This is a genomic window from Bradyrhizobium sp. BWC-3-1, assembly GCF_032917965.1.
GTDB lineage: Bacteria > Pseudomonadota > Alphaproteobacteria > Rhizobiales > Xanthobacteraceae > Bradyrhizobium > Bradyrhizobium canariense_D.
Genome location: NZ_CP136625.1, coordinates 4,830,893 through 4,846,129, shown reverse-complemented (window position 1 = coordinate 4,846,129; position 15,237 = coordinate 4,830,893). Strand labels below are relative to the sequence as shown.

The 15,237-nt window shown below is 64.2% G+C and carries 17 protein-coding genes and 1 tRNA gene; 11 read left to right on the top strand and 7 right to left on the bottom strand.

Going from position 1 to position 15,237, the window contains the following annotated elements; all coding sequences use genetic code 11:
• The first annotated feature begins 71 nt into the window (after positions 1-71).
• The 4 genes from RX329_RS23490 to RX329_RS23475 are packed head-to-tail and all read left to right on the top strand — an operon-like array spanning position 72 to position 5,806.
• The gene (locus RX329_RS23490) at positions 72-1,244 is read left to right on the top strand and encodes an isovaleryl-CoA dehydrogenase (RefSeq protein WP_018457765.1); all 1,173 of its coding nucleotides are present in this window, start codon (positions 72-74) and stop codon (positions 1,242-1,244) included.
• Positions 1,245-1,268: 24 nt separating this feature from the next.
• Entirely contained in the window at positions 1,269-2,873 is a 1,605-nt protein-coding gene (locus RX329_RS23485; RefSeq protein ID WP_027517803.1) for a carboxyl transferase domain-containing protein, read from the top strand.
• 4 nt (positions 2,874-2,877) lie between these two features.
• Entirely contained in the window at positions 2,878-4,893 is a 2,016-nt protein-coding gene (locus tag RX329_RS23480; RefSeq protein ID WP_085385257.1) for an acetyl/propionyl/methylcrotonyl-CoA carboxylase subunit alpha, read from the top strand.
• Between the two features lies 1 nt (position 4,894).
• Positions 4,895-5,806, top strand: coding sequence for a hydroxymethylglutaryl-CoA lyase (locus RX329_RS23475; RefSeq protein WP_018457768.1), 912 nt, complete (start codon positions 4,895-4,897; stop codon positions 5,804-5,806).
• Between the two features lie 45 nt (positions 5,807-5,851).
• Here RX329_RS23475 and RX329_RS23470 read toward each other — a convergent pair whose 3' ends face one another.
• Genes RX329_RS23470 through dctP form a run of 3 tightly spaced genes read right to left on the bottom strand, consistent with a single transcriptional unit; the run spans position 5,852 to position 8,780 of the window.
• Positions 5,852-7,210: a TRAP transporter large permease gene (locus RX329_RS23470; protein ID WP_007591317.1), complete on the bottom strand. Its 1,359-nt coding sequence runs from the start codon at positions 7,208-7,210 to the stop codon at positions 5,852-5,854.
• Positions 7,207-7,761: a TRAP transporter small permease gene (locus RX329_RS23465; protein ID WP_085349846.1), complete on the bottom strand. Its 555-nt coding sequence runs from the start codon at positions 7,759-7,761 to the stop codon at positions 7,207-7,209. The genes RX329_RS23470 and RX329_RS23465 overlap by 4 nt, the downstream gene beginning before the upstream one ends.
• Positions 7,758-8,780, bottom strand: coding sequence for a TRAP transporter substrate-binding protein DctP (dctP, locus tag RX329_RS23460; protein ID WP_085349845.1), 1,023 nt, complete (start codon positions 8,778-8,780; stop codon positions 7,758-7,760). Before dctP ends, RX329_RS23465 begins: the two co-directional genes overlap by 4 nt.
• 325 nt (positions 8,781-9,105) lie before the next feature.
• On the opposite strand from dctP, the gene RX329_RS23455 reads away from it, so the two are divergent.
• On the top strand, positions 9,106-9,348 hold the full coding sequence (locus tag RX329_RS23455; RefSeq protein ID WP_007591301.1) for a pentapeptide MXKDX repeat protein: 243 nt from the start codon (positions 9,106-9,108) through the stop codon (positions 9,346-9,348).
• Between the two features lie 138 nt (positions 9,349-9,486).
• Here the strand turns inward: RX329_RS23455 and RX329_RS23450 are convergent, their stop codons facing one another.
• Complete coding sequence (locus tag RX329_RS23450; RefSeq protein WP_018457771.1) at positions 9,487-9,834, bottom strand: DUF6481 family protein; 348 nt, start codon at positions 9,832-9,834, stop codon at positions 9,487-9,489.
• Between the two features lie 268 nt (positions 9,835-10,102).
• On the opposite strand from RX329_RS23450, the gene RX329_RS23445 reads away from it, so the two are divergent.
• The 3 genes from RX329_RS23445 to RX329_RS23435 all read left to right on the top strand — a co-directional run bounded on the left by RX329_RS23445 (position 10,103) and on the right by RX329_RS23435 (position 11,654).
• Complete coding sequence (locus RX329_RS23445; protein WP_085385256.1) at positions 10,103-10,339, top strand: hypothetical protein; 237 nt, start codon at positions 10,103-10,105, stop codon at positions 10,337-10,339.
• 76 nt (positions 10,340-10,415) lie between these two features.
• The gene (locus RX329_RS23440) at positions 10,416-10,664 is read left to right on the top strand and encodes a hypothetical protein (protein ID WP_085385255.1); all 249 of its coding nucleotides are present in this window, start codon (positions 10,416-10,418) and stop codon (positions 10,662-10,664) included.
• Between the two features lie 183 nt (positions 10,665-10,847).
• Positions 10,848-11,654 (top strand): hypothetical protein, encoded by an 807-nt coding sequence (locus tag RX329_RS23435; RefSeq protein WP_317244334.1) that lies wholly within the window; start codon positions 10,848-10,850, stop codon positions 11,652-11,654.
• Positions 11,655-11,763: 109 nt separating this feature from the next.
• Here the strand turns inward: RX329_RS23435 and RX329_RS23430 are convergent, their stop codons facing one another.
• Together RX329_RS23430 and RX329_RS23425 are read right to left on the bottom strand one after the other, a co-directional pair.
• Positions 11,764-11,925 (bottom strand): hypothetical protein, encoded by a 162-nt coding sequence (locus tag RX329_RS23430; protein WP_085349841.1) that lies wholly within the window; start codon positions 11,923-11,925, stop codon positions 11,764-11,766.
• A 721-nt stretch (positions 11,926-12,646) separates the two neighbouring features.
• Positions 12,647-12,874: a DUF2171 domain-containing protein gene (locus tag RX329_RS23425; RefSeq protein ID WP_085385253.1), complete on the bottom strand. Its 228-nt coding sequence runs from the start codon at positions 12,872-12,874 to the stop codon at positions 12,647-12,649.
• Positions 12,875-13,022: 148 nt separating this feature from the next.
• Here RX329_RS23425 and RX329_RS23420 point away from each other — a divergent pair, with 148 nt between their 5' ends.
• From RX329_RS23420 to RX329_RS23410, 3 genes are all read left to right on the top strand, one after another.
• A complete protein-coding gene (locus tag RX329_RS23420) occupies positions 13,023-14,306 on the top strand; it encodes a hypothetical protein (protein ID WP_085349861.1) in 1,284 nt (427 codons plus the stop codon).
• 15 nt (positions 14,307-14,321) lie between these two features.
• On the top strand, positions 14,322-14,687 hold the full coding sequence (locus RX329_RS23415) for a hypothetical protein (protein ID WP_085385289.1): 366 nt from the start codon (positions 14,322-14,324) through the stop codon (positions 14,685-14,687).
• A 169-nt stretch (positions 14,688-14,856) separates the two neighbouring features.
• Positions 14,857-15,030, top strand: a complete 174-nt coding sequence (locus RX329_RS23410; protein ID WP_198957645.1) for a hypothetical protein — start codon at positions 14,857-14,859, stop codon at positions 15,028-15,030.
• A 118-nt stretch (positions 15,031-15,148) separates the two neighbouring features.
• Here the strand turns inward: RX329_RS23410 and RX329_RS23405 are convergent.
• Positions 15,149-15,225: transfer RNA gene (locus RX329_RS23405), tRNA-Arg, on the bottom strand.
• Between the last annotated feature and the right edge of the window lie 12 nt (positions 15,226-15,237).

The window sequence follows — 15,237 nt, the reverse complement described above, 5'->3', positions numbered from 1 at the left end:
ATGCAACCTTTTCGACCGCAGAAGGGCCCCGATGCCGCTAGGTTCGGTCCCCAAAATAGGGAGGAATCGCCTTGAATATCCCGAGCATCGATTTCGATCTGGGCGAAGACATCAGCATGCTGCGCGACACGCTGCGCGCCTTCGTGGAGGCGGAGATCGCCCCGCGTGCCGCCGATATCGAGAAGGCCAATCTATTCCCGGCGGACCTCTGGAAGCGCCTTGGCGACCTCGGCCTGCTCGGCATGACCGCGCCGGAGCAATATGGCGGCTCCAACATGGGCTATCTCGCCCATATCGTCGCGATGGAGGAGATTTCGCGCGGCTCGGCCGCGGTCGGCCTCTCCTATGGCGCCCACTCAAATCTCTGCGTCAACCAGATCCGCCGCAACGGCAATGATGCGCAGCGCGAGCGCTATCTGCCAAAGTTGATCTCCGGCGAGTATGTCGGCGCGCTCGCGATGTCCGAGCCCGGCGCCGGCTCAGACGTCGTCTCGATGAAACTGCGCGCCGACAAACGCGGCGACCGCTACGTGCTCAACGGCTCGAAGATGTGGATCACCAATGGCGGCGATGCCGACGTGCTGGTGGTCTATGCCAAGACCGATCCGGAAGCGGGCCCGCGCGGCATGACCGCCTTCCTGGTCGAGAAGGGGACGAAGGGCTTCAGCCACGGCCAGCATCTCGACAAGCTCGGCATGCGCGGCTCCAACACGTATCCGCTGTTCTTCGACGAATGCGAGGTGCCGGAGGAGAACGTGCTTGGCAAGGTCGGCGAGGGCGTCAAGGTGCTGATGTCCGGCCTCGACTATGAGCGTACGGTCCTCTCGGGTGGACCACTCGGGATCATGGCGGCCTGCATGGACGCGGTGGTGCCCTATATGCACGAGCGCAAGCAGTTCGGGCAGCCGATCGGCGACTTCCAGCTCATGCAGGGCAAGCTCGCCGACATGTACGCGACCTGGCAGGCCACGCGCGCCTATGTCTATGCGGTGGGGCGTGCCTGCGACCGCGCCGATCACGCGCGCAGCTTGCGCAAGGACGCCGCCGCTGCGATCCTCTATTCCGCCGAGAAAGCGACGTGGATGGCGGGTGAGGCGATCCAGGCGCTTGGCGGGGTCGGCTACACCTCCGAATTTCCGGTCGGACGCCTGTGGCGCGATGCAAAGCTCTACGAGATCGGCGCCGGCACCTCGGAGGTCCGGCGCATGCTGATCGGTCGCGAATTGATGGCTGAGACGGCTTAAAACCTTCACGCAATTGGAACCAACATGCCGCTCCATTCCAGCATCGATACGTCTTCTTCGGACTTTGCGCGCAATTCCGAGGCCATGCGCACCCTCGTCGCGGATCTGCGCGAAAAGCTGAGCCAGGTTGCGGGCGGCGGCGGCGAGGTCTCGCGCAACCGCCACACCTCGCGTGGCAAGATGCTGGCGCGCGAGCGCGTCGACCTGCTGGTCGATCCCGGCACCGCGTTCATGGAGCTGTCGCCGCTCGCGGCCTATGGCCTTTACGGCGGCGACGTGCATTCGGCGAGCGTCGTCACCGGGGTCGGGCGCATCGCGGGCCGCGAATGCGTGATCGTCGCCAACGACGCCACCATCAAAGGCGGCACCTATTATCCCATGACCGTGAAGAAGCATCTGCGCGCGCAGGACGTGGCGCGGCAGAACAATCTTCCCTGCGTCTATATGGTCGATTCCGGCGGCGCCTTCCTGCCGCTGCAGGACGAGATATTTCCCGACGAGCGGCATTTCGGCCGCATCTTCTACAACCAGGCGCAGATGTCCTCGCAAGGAATCCCGCAGATTGCCATCGTGATGGGTTCCTGCACAGCCGGCGGCGCCTATGTCCCCGCGATGTCGGACGAGAGCATCATCGTGCGCAACCAGGGCACGATCTTCCTCGGCGGGCCGCCGCTGGTGAAGGCCGCGACAGGCGAAGTGGTGACCGCGGAGGAGCTTGGTGGCGCCGACGTGCATTCGCGGCAATCGGGTGTGACCGATCATTATGCCCAGAACGACGCACACGCGATCGGCATCGCCCGCCGCATCGTCGGCACGCTGAAGCCGTCGGTACGACCAAACCTCAACATGCATCCGCCGCGTGATCCCTTGTTCGCGGCGGAGGAGATCTACGGCGTGGTGCCCGTCGACGGGCGCAAGCCGTTCGACGTGCGCGACATCATTGCGCGCGTCGTCGATGGTTCCGAGTTCGACGAGTTCAAGAAGCTCTACGGCACGACGCTGGTGTGCGGCTTCGCCCACATCTGGGGTTTTCCGGTCGGCATCATTGCCAACAACGGCATCCTGTTCAGCGAGAGCTCGCTGAAGGGGGCGCATTTCATCGAGCTGTGCTGCCAGCGCGGCATTCCGCTGGTGTTCCTGCAGAACATCACCGGCTTCATGGTCGGCAAGAAATACGAAGCCGGCGGCATTGCGCGTGACGGCGCCAAGCTGGTGACGGCGGTCGCGACCGCGTCGGTGCCGAAATTCACCGTGGTGATCGGCGGGTCCTACGGCGCCGGCAATTACGGCATGTGCGGCCGCGCCTACTCCCCGCGCTTCCTGTGGATGTGGCCTAACGCGCGCATCTCGGTGATGGGCGGCGAGCAGGCCTCGATGGTGCTGAGCCAGGTCCGCCGCGACAATATCGAGGCCAAGGGCGACAGCTGGTCGAAAGAAGACGAAGATAAATTCCGCGAACCGATCCGCGCGCAATATGAGAGCCAGGGGCACCCGTATTACGCGACCGCGCGGCTGTGGGACGACGGCGTGATCGACCCGGCCGACACAAGGCTGGTGCTCGGTCTCGGCCTCTCGGCGGCGTCGAATGCGCCGATCGAACCGACGAAATTCGGCCTGTTCAGGATGTGATGCGATGGACCGCTCAAAGCTCTACCGCCGTTTTCGCACCCTCCTGATCGCCAACCGCGGCGAGATCGCCTGCCGCGTGATCCGCACCGCGCGCGCCATGGGCCTGCGCACGGTCGCGGTCTATTCCGAGGCGGACCGCGACGCGATGCATGTCGCGCTCGCCGACGAGGCCGTGCTGCTCGGGCCCGCACGTGCCCGCGACAGCTATCTTAATGTCGAGCGGCTGATCGAGGCCGCGCGCAAGACCGGCGCGGAGGCGATCCATCCCGGCTATGGCTTCCTGTCGGAGAATGCCGAATTCGCCCAGGCGTGTTTCGACGCCGGACTGGTCTTCGTCGGCCCGACAGCGCCAATGATGACTGCCATGGGCTCGAAGTCCGGCTCCAAGGCGCTTATGGAGAAGGCCGGCGTCCCGCTGGTGCCAGGCTATCACGGCGAGGCGCAGGACGATGCGACGTTGGCGAAGGCGGCCGAGAAGGTCGGTTTCCCGATTCTGGTGAAGGCGTCCGCTGGCGGCGGCGGCCGTGGTATGCGCATCGTTCGCTCCGCGGATGAACTTGCGCCTGCGATCGTCAGCGCGAAGCGCGAGGCCAAGGCCGCGTTCGGCGACGACCGCATGCTGATCGAAAAATATGTCGATAACCCGAGGCATATCGAGGTGCAGGTGATCGGCGACAGCCACGGCAATCTGCTCTCGCTGTTCGAACGCGAATGCACCCTGCAGCGCCGCCACCAGAAGGTGATCGAGGAGGCGCCGTCGCCGACGCTCAATCCCGCCCAGCGCGAGACGGTCTGTGCCGCCGCGCGAAAGGCCGCGGGCGCCGTCAACTATGTCGGCGCCGGCACCATCGAGTTCGTGTCCGACGGCAAGGACGTGTTCTTCATCGAGATGAACACTCGTCTCCAGGTCGAGCATCCCGTGACCGAGCTGATCACGGGGATCGACTTGGTCGAGTGGCAGTTGCGCGTCGCTTTCGGCGAGGCGTTGCCGCTGAAGCAAGACGAGATCAAGCTTCACGGCCACGCCGTGGAGGCGCGGGTCTACGCGGAGAACCCGACCAAGAACTTCATGCCGTCGGTGGGCAAGATATCAACCTGGCGTCTGCCCGCTGAAGCGGGGGGGCTGCGCATCGACTCCGGCTATCGGGAAGGCGATACGGTTTCGCCGTACTACGATGCGATGCTGGCAAAAATGATCGCCTGGGCGCCGACGCGGGATGTCGCGATCGAGCGGCTGAACCGCGGGCTGGAAGAGTCCGACGTCCGCGGCATCGTGACCAACATCCCGTTCCTGTCGGCGCTGATGACGCATCCGAAGGTGAGGGCGAACGCGATCGACACCGGCTTCATCGAGCGCGAACTGACGGTTCTGACGCAGGCCCCGGCGGCGCCGGGCGAGCTCGAGCTCTGCGCCGCGGTGGCCGCTGTGATCAACCACGAGCGGCAGGCTGCACAGGCGGACGCGAATTCGCCCTGGCAGACCTTTGGCTGGATGCCGGTCGGCCGCCGCCAGCGCAATTTTGCGTTTCGCGCGGGTCATGGTGTTGGTCATGGGTCCGAGCAGAAGATCACGCTGAACTATGGCAGCGGACCAGCGACGCTGGTGATCGGCGAACGCGAGCTGGCATTTGCGATCGCGCCCCGGGACGGCGGCTTCGACGTGACGCTTGACGGCGTCAAATCGTTCGTCGCGGCCGTGATCGACGGCCATGAGCTGTATTTGCGCACGCGCAACGGGCGATTCGACCTGCATTGGGTCGATCCGTTCGGCGGCGAGATGGAGGAGCAGGCCGGCGCGGACAAGATCGCAGCGCCCTTGCCGGGCACCGTCGTCGCCGTGCTGGCGGAGGAGGGCGCCAAGCTCGAGAAGGGCGCGCCGATCCTCACCCTGGAAGTGATGAAGATGGAGCAGACGCTGCGTGCGCCCTATGCCGGCGTGCTGAAATCCATCAAATGCAAGGTCGGCGACATCGTCCAGGAGGGCGTCGAGCTCGCCGTGGTCGAGCCTTCCGGAGAATGAGATGAGCGATAAGGTCCGCATCATCGAAATGGGGCCGCGTGACGGCCTCCAGAACGAGAAAACGGCGGTCAGTGTCGAGGCCCGGATCGCCTTCATCGAGGCGCTGGTCGCGGCCGGCCTCAATACAGTCGAGGTCGGCGCCTTCGTCTCGCCCAAGGCGATCCCGCAGATGGCGAGCTCGGACGCCGTGCTGCGCGGCGTTAGCCATTTGACCAGTGCCGAATTCCACGTGCTAGTGCCGAACGAGAAGGGCTATGACGCCGCGTGCGCGGCCGGCGCAAAGATCGTCTCGGTGTTCGCCGCGGCCTCCGAGGGCTTTTCGCGGGCCAACATCAATTGCACGGTCGCGGAGTCCATCGAACGGTTTAAGCCGGTGCTGGCGCGCGCCAGGGACGATGGTGTCAAGGTCCGCGGCTATATCTCCTGCGTGCTGGGCTGTCCGTTCGACGGTGAGATCCAGCCGAAAGCGGTCGCCGATCTCGCCACCACGCTGTGGGAGCTCGGCTGCTACGAGATCTCGCTCGGCGACACGATCGGTGTCGGTACGCCTGCCAAAGCCAAAGAGATGCTGCGGGCGGTCAGCGCCAACATCCCTCCCGCCAATCTCGCGATGCATTTTCACGACACCTACGGCCAGGCGCTCGCCAATCTCTATGCGGGGCTGGAGGAAGGCGTCCGCGTCATCGACGCCGCCGCCGGCGGCCTCGGCGGCTGCCCCTACGCGCCGGGCGCGACCGGCAACGTCGCGACCGAGGACGTCGTCTATATGCTCGGTGGCATGGGGATTAGGACGGGTGTCGATATGGACCGGTTGCTGGCGGCAACCAACGAGATGAGCGGCGTGCTGGGCAAGCCGCCGGTGAGCCGCGTGGCCTCCGCACTGAACGCGAAGAGGAAGCGCGCCAGCTCCTAGTTCTCCGTTATTGCGAGCGCAGCGAAGCAATGATGGTGGACGCAGCTACCTGCTCCCGTCCGGCCCCATCACCAGGTCCGGCAGTGCGGTCGAGATGCCCGGCACGAAGCAGAGCAGCAGCACCGCGAGCATCATCAAAAGCACGAACGGCAGCGTGCCCCAGATCACCTCGCGCAGGGGAATATCCGGCGCGACGTTGCGGATGACGAAGATGTTGAGGCCGACGGGTGGATGGATCAGTCCCATCTCCATCACGATGGTCATGACGACGCCGAACCAGATGATGTCGAAATTGGCGGCGCGGAGCGGCGGCAGGATGATTGGCGCGGTCATGAGAATAATCGAGACCGGCGGCAGGAAGAAACCGAGCACGACGACCATGACGAGGATCGCGAACAAGAGGCCCCAGCGGGGCAAATGCATCGCGACGACGGATTCGGCGGCCGATTGCGAGATGTGCAGATAGCTCATCACGTAGGAATAGAGCAGCGACATGCCGATGATCATCATCAGCATGGTCGATTCCCGGATCGTCGATTTCAGGATCGGGGCAAGGTCGCTCGGCCGCCACACGCTGTAGATCGCCGCGATCAATGCCAGCGCCAAGAGGCCGCCGAGGCCGGCAGTCTCTGATGGCGTGGCGTAACCGCCATAGAGGGCGATCATGACGCCGGTGAGCAGCAGCACGAACGGGATCACGCGCGGCAGTACGCTGAAGCGTTCCGCGAGCGTGTACTCGTCGCGGGCGAGGATCGCAGCTTCCGGGCCGCCGTTCTTGTAGATCGCTTCGGCCGCGGCGTATTCCTGGCGGAAGCGAATCACGGCGTAAACGCCGAACAGCGAGACCAGCAGCAGGCCGGGCCCGATACCGGCGAGGAACAGCCGTCCTAGCGATTTTTCGGCGGCGACCGCAAACAGGATCATGGTGATCGACGGCGGCAACAGAATGCCGAGCGTGCCGCCGGCGGCGATGATCCCCGCGGCAAAGCCGCCGGAATAGCCGCGCTTGCGCATCTCGGGGATGCCGGCCGAGCCGATTGCCGAGCAGGTCGCGGGCGAGGAGCCCGCCATCGCCGCAAACAGCGCGCAGGCGAACACATTGGCGACGCCGAGCCCGCCGGGGACGCGGTGCAGCCAGGCGTGCAGGGCCGAGTAGAGATCCTGGCCGGCGCGCGACTTGCCGATCGCGGCGCCCTTCAGGATGAAGAGCGGGATCGACAGCAGCGTGATCGAGGCCATTTCCTCGTAGACATTCTGCGTCACCGTGTCGAGAGAGGCGGCGGGCATGTAGATGCCCATGAACACGACTGCGACCGCGCCGAGCGCGAACGCGATCGGCATGCCCGAAAACATCACGACGAGCGTCGCGATCCCGTAGGCGAGGCCGATACCGAAAACGCTCATGAACGCCTGGCTCCAGCGAAAGGCAGCGCAAGCTGCACGAGGATCTGGACGCAGAGCAGACTCATGCCGAACGCCATTAGCGAATAGGGGATGGCCAGCGGCGGCGACCACATCGAGTTCGAGACCTGGCCATCGACATAGGCTTCATGCGCCAGTGTCCAGGACTTCCAGGCGAAGAAAGCGCAGAACAGAAGCGTCACGGCATCGACCAGCCAGAGCCTGATCCGGTTCGCCAGTGGTGAGAGCAGGCCGACGAAGGCCTCGATGCCGATGTGACCGCGGTTCTGCTGCACGTAGGCGGCCGTCATGAAGGTCGCTCCGACCAGCAGGAACACCGCGGCCTCGTCCTGCCAGTAATTGGCAGCCTTGAACAAGGCGCGGCTGAGCACGCTGTAGCTCAGGATGGCGCAGGCGGCGATCAGCGCAATCGCGGCGAACACGACGATGATGTTGTTGAGGATGGCGAGACCGCGATCGATCGCTGCCGCAAGGCCGGTCCTTGCGGCAGCGTTTACCTGGCTGTCACGATCCGGAAGCGGACCGTGGCTCATGCGGCGACGTCGGTCGCGAGCTTGAGCAGGTTGGCAGATGTCGCGGTCTTGGCGCCGTAGTCCTTCCATGCGGTGTCGCGGGCGATGTCACGCCACTTGCCGACGGTCGCGGCATCAAGCGCCGAGACCTTGGCGCCGGCCTTCTCGTAGACCTTGGCGACCTCGACGTCGTCGTCCTGCGCGCCCTTGCGGCCGAAGGCTTCGAGCTCGGTGCCGACCGCGAGCAGGACGTCCTGCTGGTTCTTCGGCAGCTTGTCGAAGATCGCCTTCGACATCATCAGCGGCTCGAGCATGAACCAATAGGACGCGCCTGCGCCCGAGGTCAGCGATTTCGCGACCTCCTCAAGCCGGAACGAGATCAGGCTGGTCGAGGAGGTGATGCCGGCATCACACGCCCCCGTCTGCATCGCTGCGTAGATTTCGTTCGAGGGCACCGACAGCACGGATGCGCCGGCAGTCTGCAGCACCATGTCCATCTCGCGCGAGCCGCCGCGCACCTTGAGACCCTTGGCATCTTCGGGGGCCACGATCGGCTTGGAGCGGCTGGCGACGCCGCCGGCCTGCCACACCCAGCTGAGCAGGATGATGCCCTTGTCGGCGAGGAAGTCGGTCAAGGCCTTGCCGACCGGCTCCTTCTTCCAGCGCATGCCCTGGTCGTAGGTGGTGACGAGGCCCGGCATCAGGCCGATATTGGTTTCCGGCAATTCGCCGCCGGCATAGGGCATCGGATAGAGGCTGATGTCGAGCGCGCCCTTGCGCATCGCGGAGAACTGCGCGTTGGTCTTGATCAGCGAGGAGTTCGGATAGATCTCGGCGGCGATGTCGCCGTTGCTGCGCTTGCTGACTTCGGCGGCGAACACGCGACAGAGCCGGTCGCGGAAATCGCCCTTGTCGACGGTGCCGCCCGGGAATTGATGCGAGATCTTCAGCGTGGTCGCGGCATGCGCGGTGCCGGTGCTGAAACGGAGAATGGCGGGTGCGGCGACGGCGGTCGCGATCAGGTGGCGGCGCGTGAACATGGCGTGATTCCCTTGGACGGTTCTTGGAAGGTTCTTGTTTGCTTTGCCGTGATTTTGGGCCGGTCTTGGAGACCGCGCTGAGGCCCATCCTAGCCGGTCTTTCAGACAATGTTCTCTAGTCTGATAGTTCGAGACCGAATGCCGCGGCAAGCGTCGGTGATGCTGCATTGCACACTCCTGATCTCCTACATCCGCAGAACCAAGGATGGCGGCGGGCTCGCGGAAATTTATCAGCGGCCGCGTAACAACGCCCCGTGGCAATCCGTCGAGATCAGATAGCGGCGTCCGTCGCTGACCAACATCCATCTCGAAGGGAAGACCAGTCATGACCATTCGTACCCGCATCGCGCTCGGCGTTTCGGCGGCCGTTCTCTCGCTCGGCCTCGCGCTGTCGCCGGCCGCCTTTGCCCAGGACAAGATGGGCAAGGATGACGGCATGATGAAAAAGGACACGATGTCCAAGGACGGCATGAAGAAGGACACCATGTCCAAGGACGACGGCATGAAGAAGGACACGATGTCGAAGGACGGGATGAAGAAAGACGACGGGATGATGAAGAAGCACTGATCTTCCAACGTCGAGAGGCGCTTGCGACAGGCTGACGCGCGCCAAAAATCCGGGGGCGGTCACGTAGACCGCCCCCGGAGCATTTGTTTCAGTCCAAATTCAATTGAACGTGACTTGCGCGCGTTAGACTTGCAAACGTTACTTGCGCTTCGCCTTGCGGGCGGCGTAGCGGGCGTCCCGCTTGGCTTTTTGCTCGGCCTCGGCTTCGGCCGCCTTCGCGACGGCTTCTTCGGCCTCGCGGGCGATCCGCGCGGCCTCGAGCGCGGCAGCTTCTTCTTGAAGGCGCTTCTGCTCGGCCTTTTCCGTGTCGCGCGCAGCCTTTGCCTCGGCGCGCTTGGCCGCAAGGGCCTCGCGCTCCGCACGCTTCGCCACAACCGCGGGATCATCCGGCCCCGGCTGCGACTTGAATTTGTTCAAAAGGTTCTTGCGTGCTTCCTGTGCCGCCTTTTGCCGGTCGGAGAAGCCTGGTTCCCTAAATCCACTCATCGGCGAACCTTGTCATCCTCGCTTTCGATCCTACATCACTGCCTGTTGGTACGTCGGCTGGGCATAGCGGGCGCCGCGCGACGCAGATGCGTGTACATCGGCGCGCGCCGTGATGCCACCTATAATCGCAGCCGATCAGGTAGACGAAAATCGCCGCCCCCGACGATCTCTCGTAGCCCCGAAAAACTGCCGAATTGTGATGTCCCTCATAAGGGGGCACCAGGGCGGTGCCTAGCGTCCGCCCGGGTATGAGACGCGGAGCACGGGTATGACGATCTCACGACTGAGCCTGAAGGCGCTCGCAATCGCCGTTGTGGTGGCAGCCTTGGCCACTGCCGCGCTGCTGCTCGCCCGTCCGCAACCAATCGAAAGTGCCGTCCTGGGCACGGATTGGGAATGCACCCAGACCGCGTTTGTGCTTACGACCTGCGCTCCGCGCGTCCAGCAGGCGATCCCGGCGGCCGAAACCTCCCGCAAGGAAGCGATCCGGCCGACCCGAGGCTAACCGGGAGAAGCTGGACGGGATGTGACGCCACGCCGCAGAGGTGATAAAGCCCGCTCGCCCCCGTGATCGGTCAGCCATGTCCAAGCCCGAAGCCAGTTCCGAAGCCAACTCCGAAGCTAAGCCCGAACCGGGCGCGAAGCCGAAATCCACTCCAAAACCTCAATCCGGTGACAACCGCCGCGGCGCCATCGCTGGCTTGATCATCGCGATCCTGATCCTCGGCGTCGGCTGGTGGCTCGCCCGCGATCTCACCTCCGCGAGCAAGATGCAGGACTGCCTGATGTCCGGGCGAAGCAACTGCAATGTGATCGAGCCGGCCCACTAGAGGCATGCCAGAGCGACCCGCGCGGACGAAAAATGTCGTGATCTTAATCATTTGTAACGGGACTTAGCCGACCAAAGCAGGTCAGTCATGTCAGCCGGCATCAGCTCAGCGCGAGCCGAATCGTCTATCGCGCCAGGCATCACGGCGGTTGACGGCAATCGAAAGAGTAGGGGGCAAGCACGCATGAGTGTGTCCAGTCGCATCAAGATCATCATTCCCTTGGTTTCGGCGATGTCATTGCTCGCCGTCCCGGCGCAGGCTCAGGACGCCAGACCGCCGAGAGACGCCGCCCAGCCATCGGCCGGGCCAGGCGCCGGCGCGCCGCCGCAGAACATGCGAAAGGAGCCGCCGCCGCAGCAGGCTGCCCGGCCGGCGCCACAGGCCGGCGTCCAGCCCTACGCCGGCGGTCTTGGTCATGCTGGTCCGGGTCCAAATCCTGCTCTCGCGAGTCCAGGTCCTGGCCCTCGCAATGCCGGCGGTCCGCCGCCCGGACGCAATTACGCCAGGGGTCCCGCACCGGCGCGCGACTGGGGCGGACACACCTATCGCGGCCATCTCGCCTGGGATGGCGGACGCTGGCGCCACGAAGTCCACAACGGCCGCTCTGGCTGGTGGTGGGATGTGGGCGGCGCGCGGTATTATTATCCGCAGCGGATGGACGGGCCTCCGGCCTATATCTCGGAGGATTATTACGACGACGTCCCCGTGGCCTATGCTCCGCCCGTCGCCTACGAACCGCCGCCGCCGCCGCCACCGGCCGATCCCGGCGCGAGCGCGCTTGGCGGCGCTATCGTCGGCGGCGTGCTGGGCGGCCTGATCTCGGGCAACGCCTCGGGTGCGGCCGCAGGCGCTGTGATCGGCGGTGCCACCGGCGCGATCGCCGGCGCGACGGCTGCTTCGCGCCCGGGCTACTATCTGGCCCAAGGCAACTGCTACTACCGCTATCCGAGCGGCCAGTACGTGCAGGCTGATCCACGGGCTTGTTACTGAGCACGCCAGGCGAGGGCTGAAGCGAAGAGGCGGCGAAAAGCCGCCTCTTTTCGTTTTGGCGCTGGCCCTCAGCTGGCCGGGAATTGATTCAAGGGGATCGCTCCGCGCGTCAGGACACTAGCCAGCTGAAGAACGCGATCGCGGCCCACACCAGGCCTGCGATCCAGGCCAGCATCACGATGCCGATGGTCGCAAGATAAGCGATGCCGAGCGGGTCGGATCTTTCGCCTCGCGTCGGGACGGGAATTTCGGCTGCGGCTTCTTGCGTCATGACGGGAATATCTCCCAAGCCTTCTCGCTCTCTGGGAGCGCTGAGGACTGTTTAGCGGAGGCGCCGTGCGCCGGCTGTGACGCACTTCACAGATCGGTACGCATCAAGCCCCCAATCGGGGCGGGTCGTTCGACAGATGCGTGAATTGGATTGCGTCGCAAATCCGCGAGGACGGCATTACCCCGCAATCATACGGACGAAATTGCCACGCGCTTGTCCAGATCGTCCGGCTAGAATTGGCTTCATGTGTACCAAGTACGATCCACAGCATGAAGCCGAGACGGCGATGAAGCGCGCCGTGGCGGCCGAAGGTCCTGACCGGCAACGTCTCATCGAGCTGGCCCTGGCCTGGCATCAACTCGCCCGCGACCGGCGCGAAGAGCGGACGGACTGAGCTCTCTCTGTTACGAGAGAACTGGTATTCACAGAAAAACCCCGTGCTCGGGCACGGGGTTCTCGAGAGCCGATCGGGGCTGGCAAATCGGCACCACTGGATTTCGAACACGCCGATCGCAAGTTCGTTCCGCGCCCCCTTCAATTTTTTCGCGCGAGAACGCCGCCATCGGCGCCTATGCTCGTGACACTCGACGCCTGACGCGAGCCGCCGAAACGCTCCGTTAAGACTCGTTCGGACGACGATTTTCCGATCGCGATTCGTTTCGGGGAACGAAGCGGAGCAGGACCGTGAACAAACAAAAAGTCCCCGACGGGCTGCACTGTGTCAGGCAGCTTCCGACTTCGGCACCGCCTCGGCATTGACCGAAAGCTTGACGACATCGGCTTCGACGGCACCGACATATTTCGTGTCGATGTAATGATGATGGTCCTTGTGACCTCCCGGGTTGTCCTTCCGCGTCAGCTTGATACGGTTGCCCTCGACGCGGTCGACGGTGCCGACATGTGCGCCGTCCTTGCCGACGATCTTCATGTGCTCTCTGATCTCGCTCATGATGTTCTCCTTGTGCCGTGTCAACGGCGAGGACCGGTCTTCGTTGCAAGGATAGGCGGGCCCGGCTGTTGGAGCCAATGCGCTCGCCGAACGTTGAATGGCAGTCGCAATTGCCAAGATCCGCATCAAGACGCTTATCAAGATCCGCATGGAGACCTCCGAGGCCTATCTCGATCGAAAGCACAGGGAAATCGGGCTGCTGAACGATTGCCTGAGGAGCCCGCTGCATTTGGCTCGGCCGCAATCGGTCGACGAGGTTGTGGTCTCCAAGTTTCAGCTCGCCGCCGCACTACGCGCGGAACATGCGCTGCAGGACTGGAGAGCGACGGAGACGGCCTGGTCGCATGCGGCGTCTCCCAGCAGCGGTCCGTTCGTGTTCAGCTACGACTATCAGCGCGCGGACCTCAAGGTGAGTGGTCCCTCGTTCTATGAACTCGAGCGGGGCTGCAGGGGCGAGGCGATCTATACCGCCTCCGGCATGGCCGCGATCTCCGCGCTGCTGCTCGCGTCCGCACGGATCATCGGCAAAGCAGACGTCGTGGTGCTGCCGGGCACTTACGGCGAGACACTGGAGCTGATCGAGAGCCTCGTTCCCCATTTGCGGCTTGTCACCGCCAGCCTCCCGCTGGGCGAAGCGTTCGCTGCGGCAGCCTTGCCACGCTTTCTCCTGCTCGATTCATGCGCCCCTGCCGGGGCGTTCGAAGCGGCTCTGCGTTGCGACGGTTCGGGGCTCGATCTCTTGATTTTCGACACGACATGTTTCGCTGGCAGATCGGGGCGCATCCGGCGCGTCCTGAGATGGGCCGCGCGATGGGACATTGCAGTCGTGTTGGTGCGAAGCCATAACAAGCTGGATTCGCTCGGGGTGGAATACGGCCGGCTCGGCTCTGCCGTGTTCGTGCATTGGAGCCGGAAGGACCTCAAGGCGGGCCAGCTGCTGTCCGAAAGCCTGGCGGCGGAAACCCGCAATGCCGTCCGGCTTCTCGGTGGCGCGGCGTTGCCGGCGCACTTCCCGCCATTCGTGGGCTCTGTGGCCTATTGGGCCCTGACGAAAAGGCGCGTCGCTGCGATTCTGCGCAACGGTCGCCACGCGGCGCGATATTTCGCCGCCGAGCTCGCTTCGCTCTCGGCCGAGCTGCATTTCACCCACGGCCTCTATGTCACGCTTCGCGGCAGGCGCGCCCTCGATGAGGCGACCGCGCGGCAGGCCGCCGAGGACATGAGCCGCGACCTGAGCGGCAAAGGCTTCCCCATTCGCCACGCCGGCAGTTTTGGTTTCGATTTCGCGGCGACCGAGTGGTTTCACGACGCGACGACGGATCGGTACAGCGTCCGGGTGGCGGTGCCGGATTTGCCGACTGAGTTGTGGAAGGATCTAGCAGCGGCGATTGCCGGGTGGTGGGCGCGACATCAAGGCGACACTGAAGGGTGAGTGCGGTGCAAGGCCATGACAGAGCGACCGAAAGCGTTTCCTTACAGGGAATGCACGTGGCATGTTTCAGACGAACAGTCCCGGCAATGGCTTGCGGTGCTTGAAAAGACGGGTGCAGCCAACGTCCGAGCGCGCCTTGCCCAGACCGACGCGGCATCCGCAGGAGCGATCGCGATCGGAACCACGCCCGTCATGACGATCGGGTTCGCCCAGGAATGGCTGAACTGGAAAGATAATCAAAAATCCGAGGCGGATATCGAACGGCACGAGCGGCAGATCTGGTGGACTCGGACCGCGGCAATCGCCGCATCGGTCGCCGCCTTGAGCGCACTGTTCGGCTGGATTTGGACGATCTTCATCCGGGGGAATAACGGCCTATAACAAACATGATTGTTACGTTGCGCATACATCCGCCAGACGAGAGGGGCGACAAACTGCGCTGTTTCAATCGATCGCCAGGCATTCTTCCACGGCCGGCTTCTGGTGGCCGCGACGCGCCCACGCTTGAACGGCGAAGGCGAGTTGGTGCTGACTCGCTGCCGCGTCCGCGATGGTGGCCCGGGCCGTCGCGATCGGCTTTGTGACCACACCGGAGTTCACGACTCCCGCGTCAACTGCCAAAAACGATATTGCTACAACCGCCACCGCCGACGCGATCGCCATTCTCGTCAAGTCGGATAGTGGCATCGAAGTCCTTATCGGGCGCACGTCGCTCGGCGAATAGATAGGGCTCGTTTGCCCGGATCAAAGGCCGGAGCGAGGCGGCCCACGCGTTCGTGAAGGACGGATTCTGCAGGTGCGCGCCGTAGATCGGGCTCACGATGAACGGATGAGACCGAAATTGGCGATCCCGGCAGGAATCGAACCTGCAACCCTCAGAGTAGAAATCTGATGCTCTATCCAGTTGAGCTACGGGACCGTCTTGAGCCGC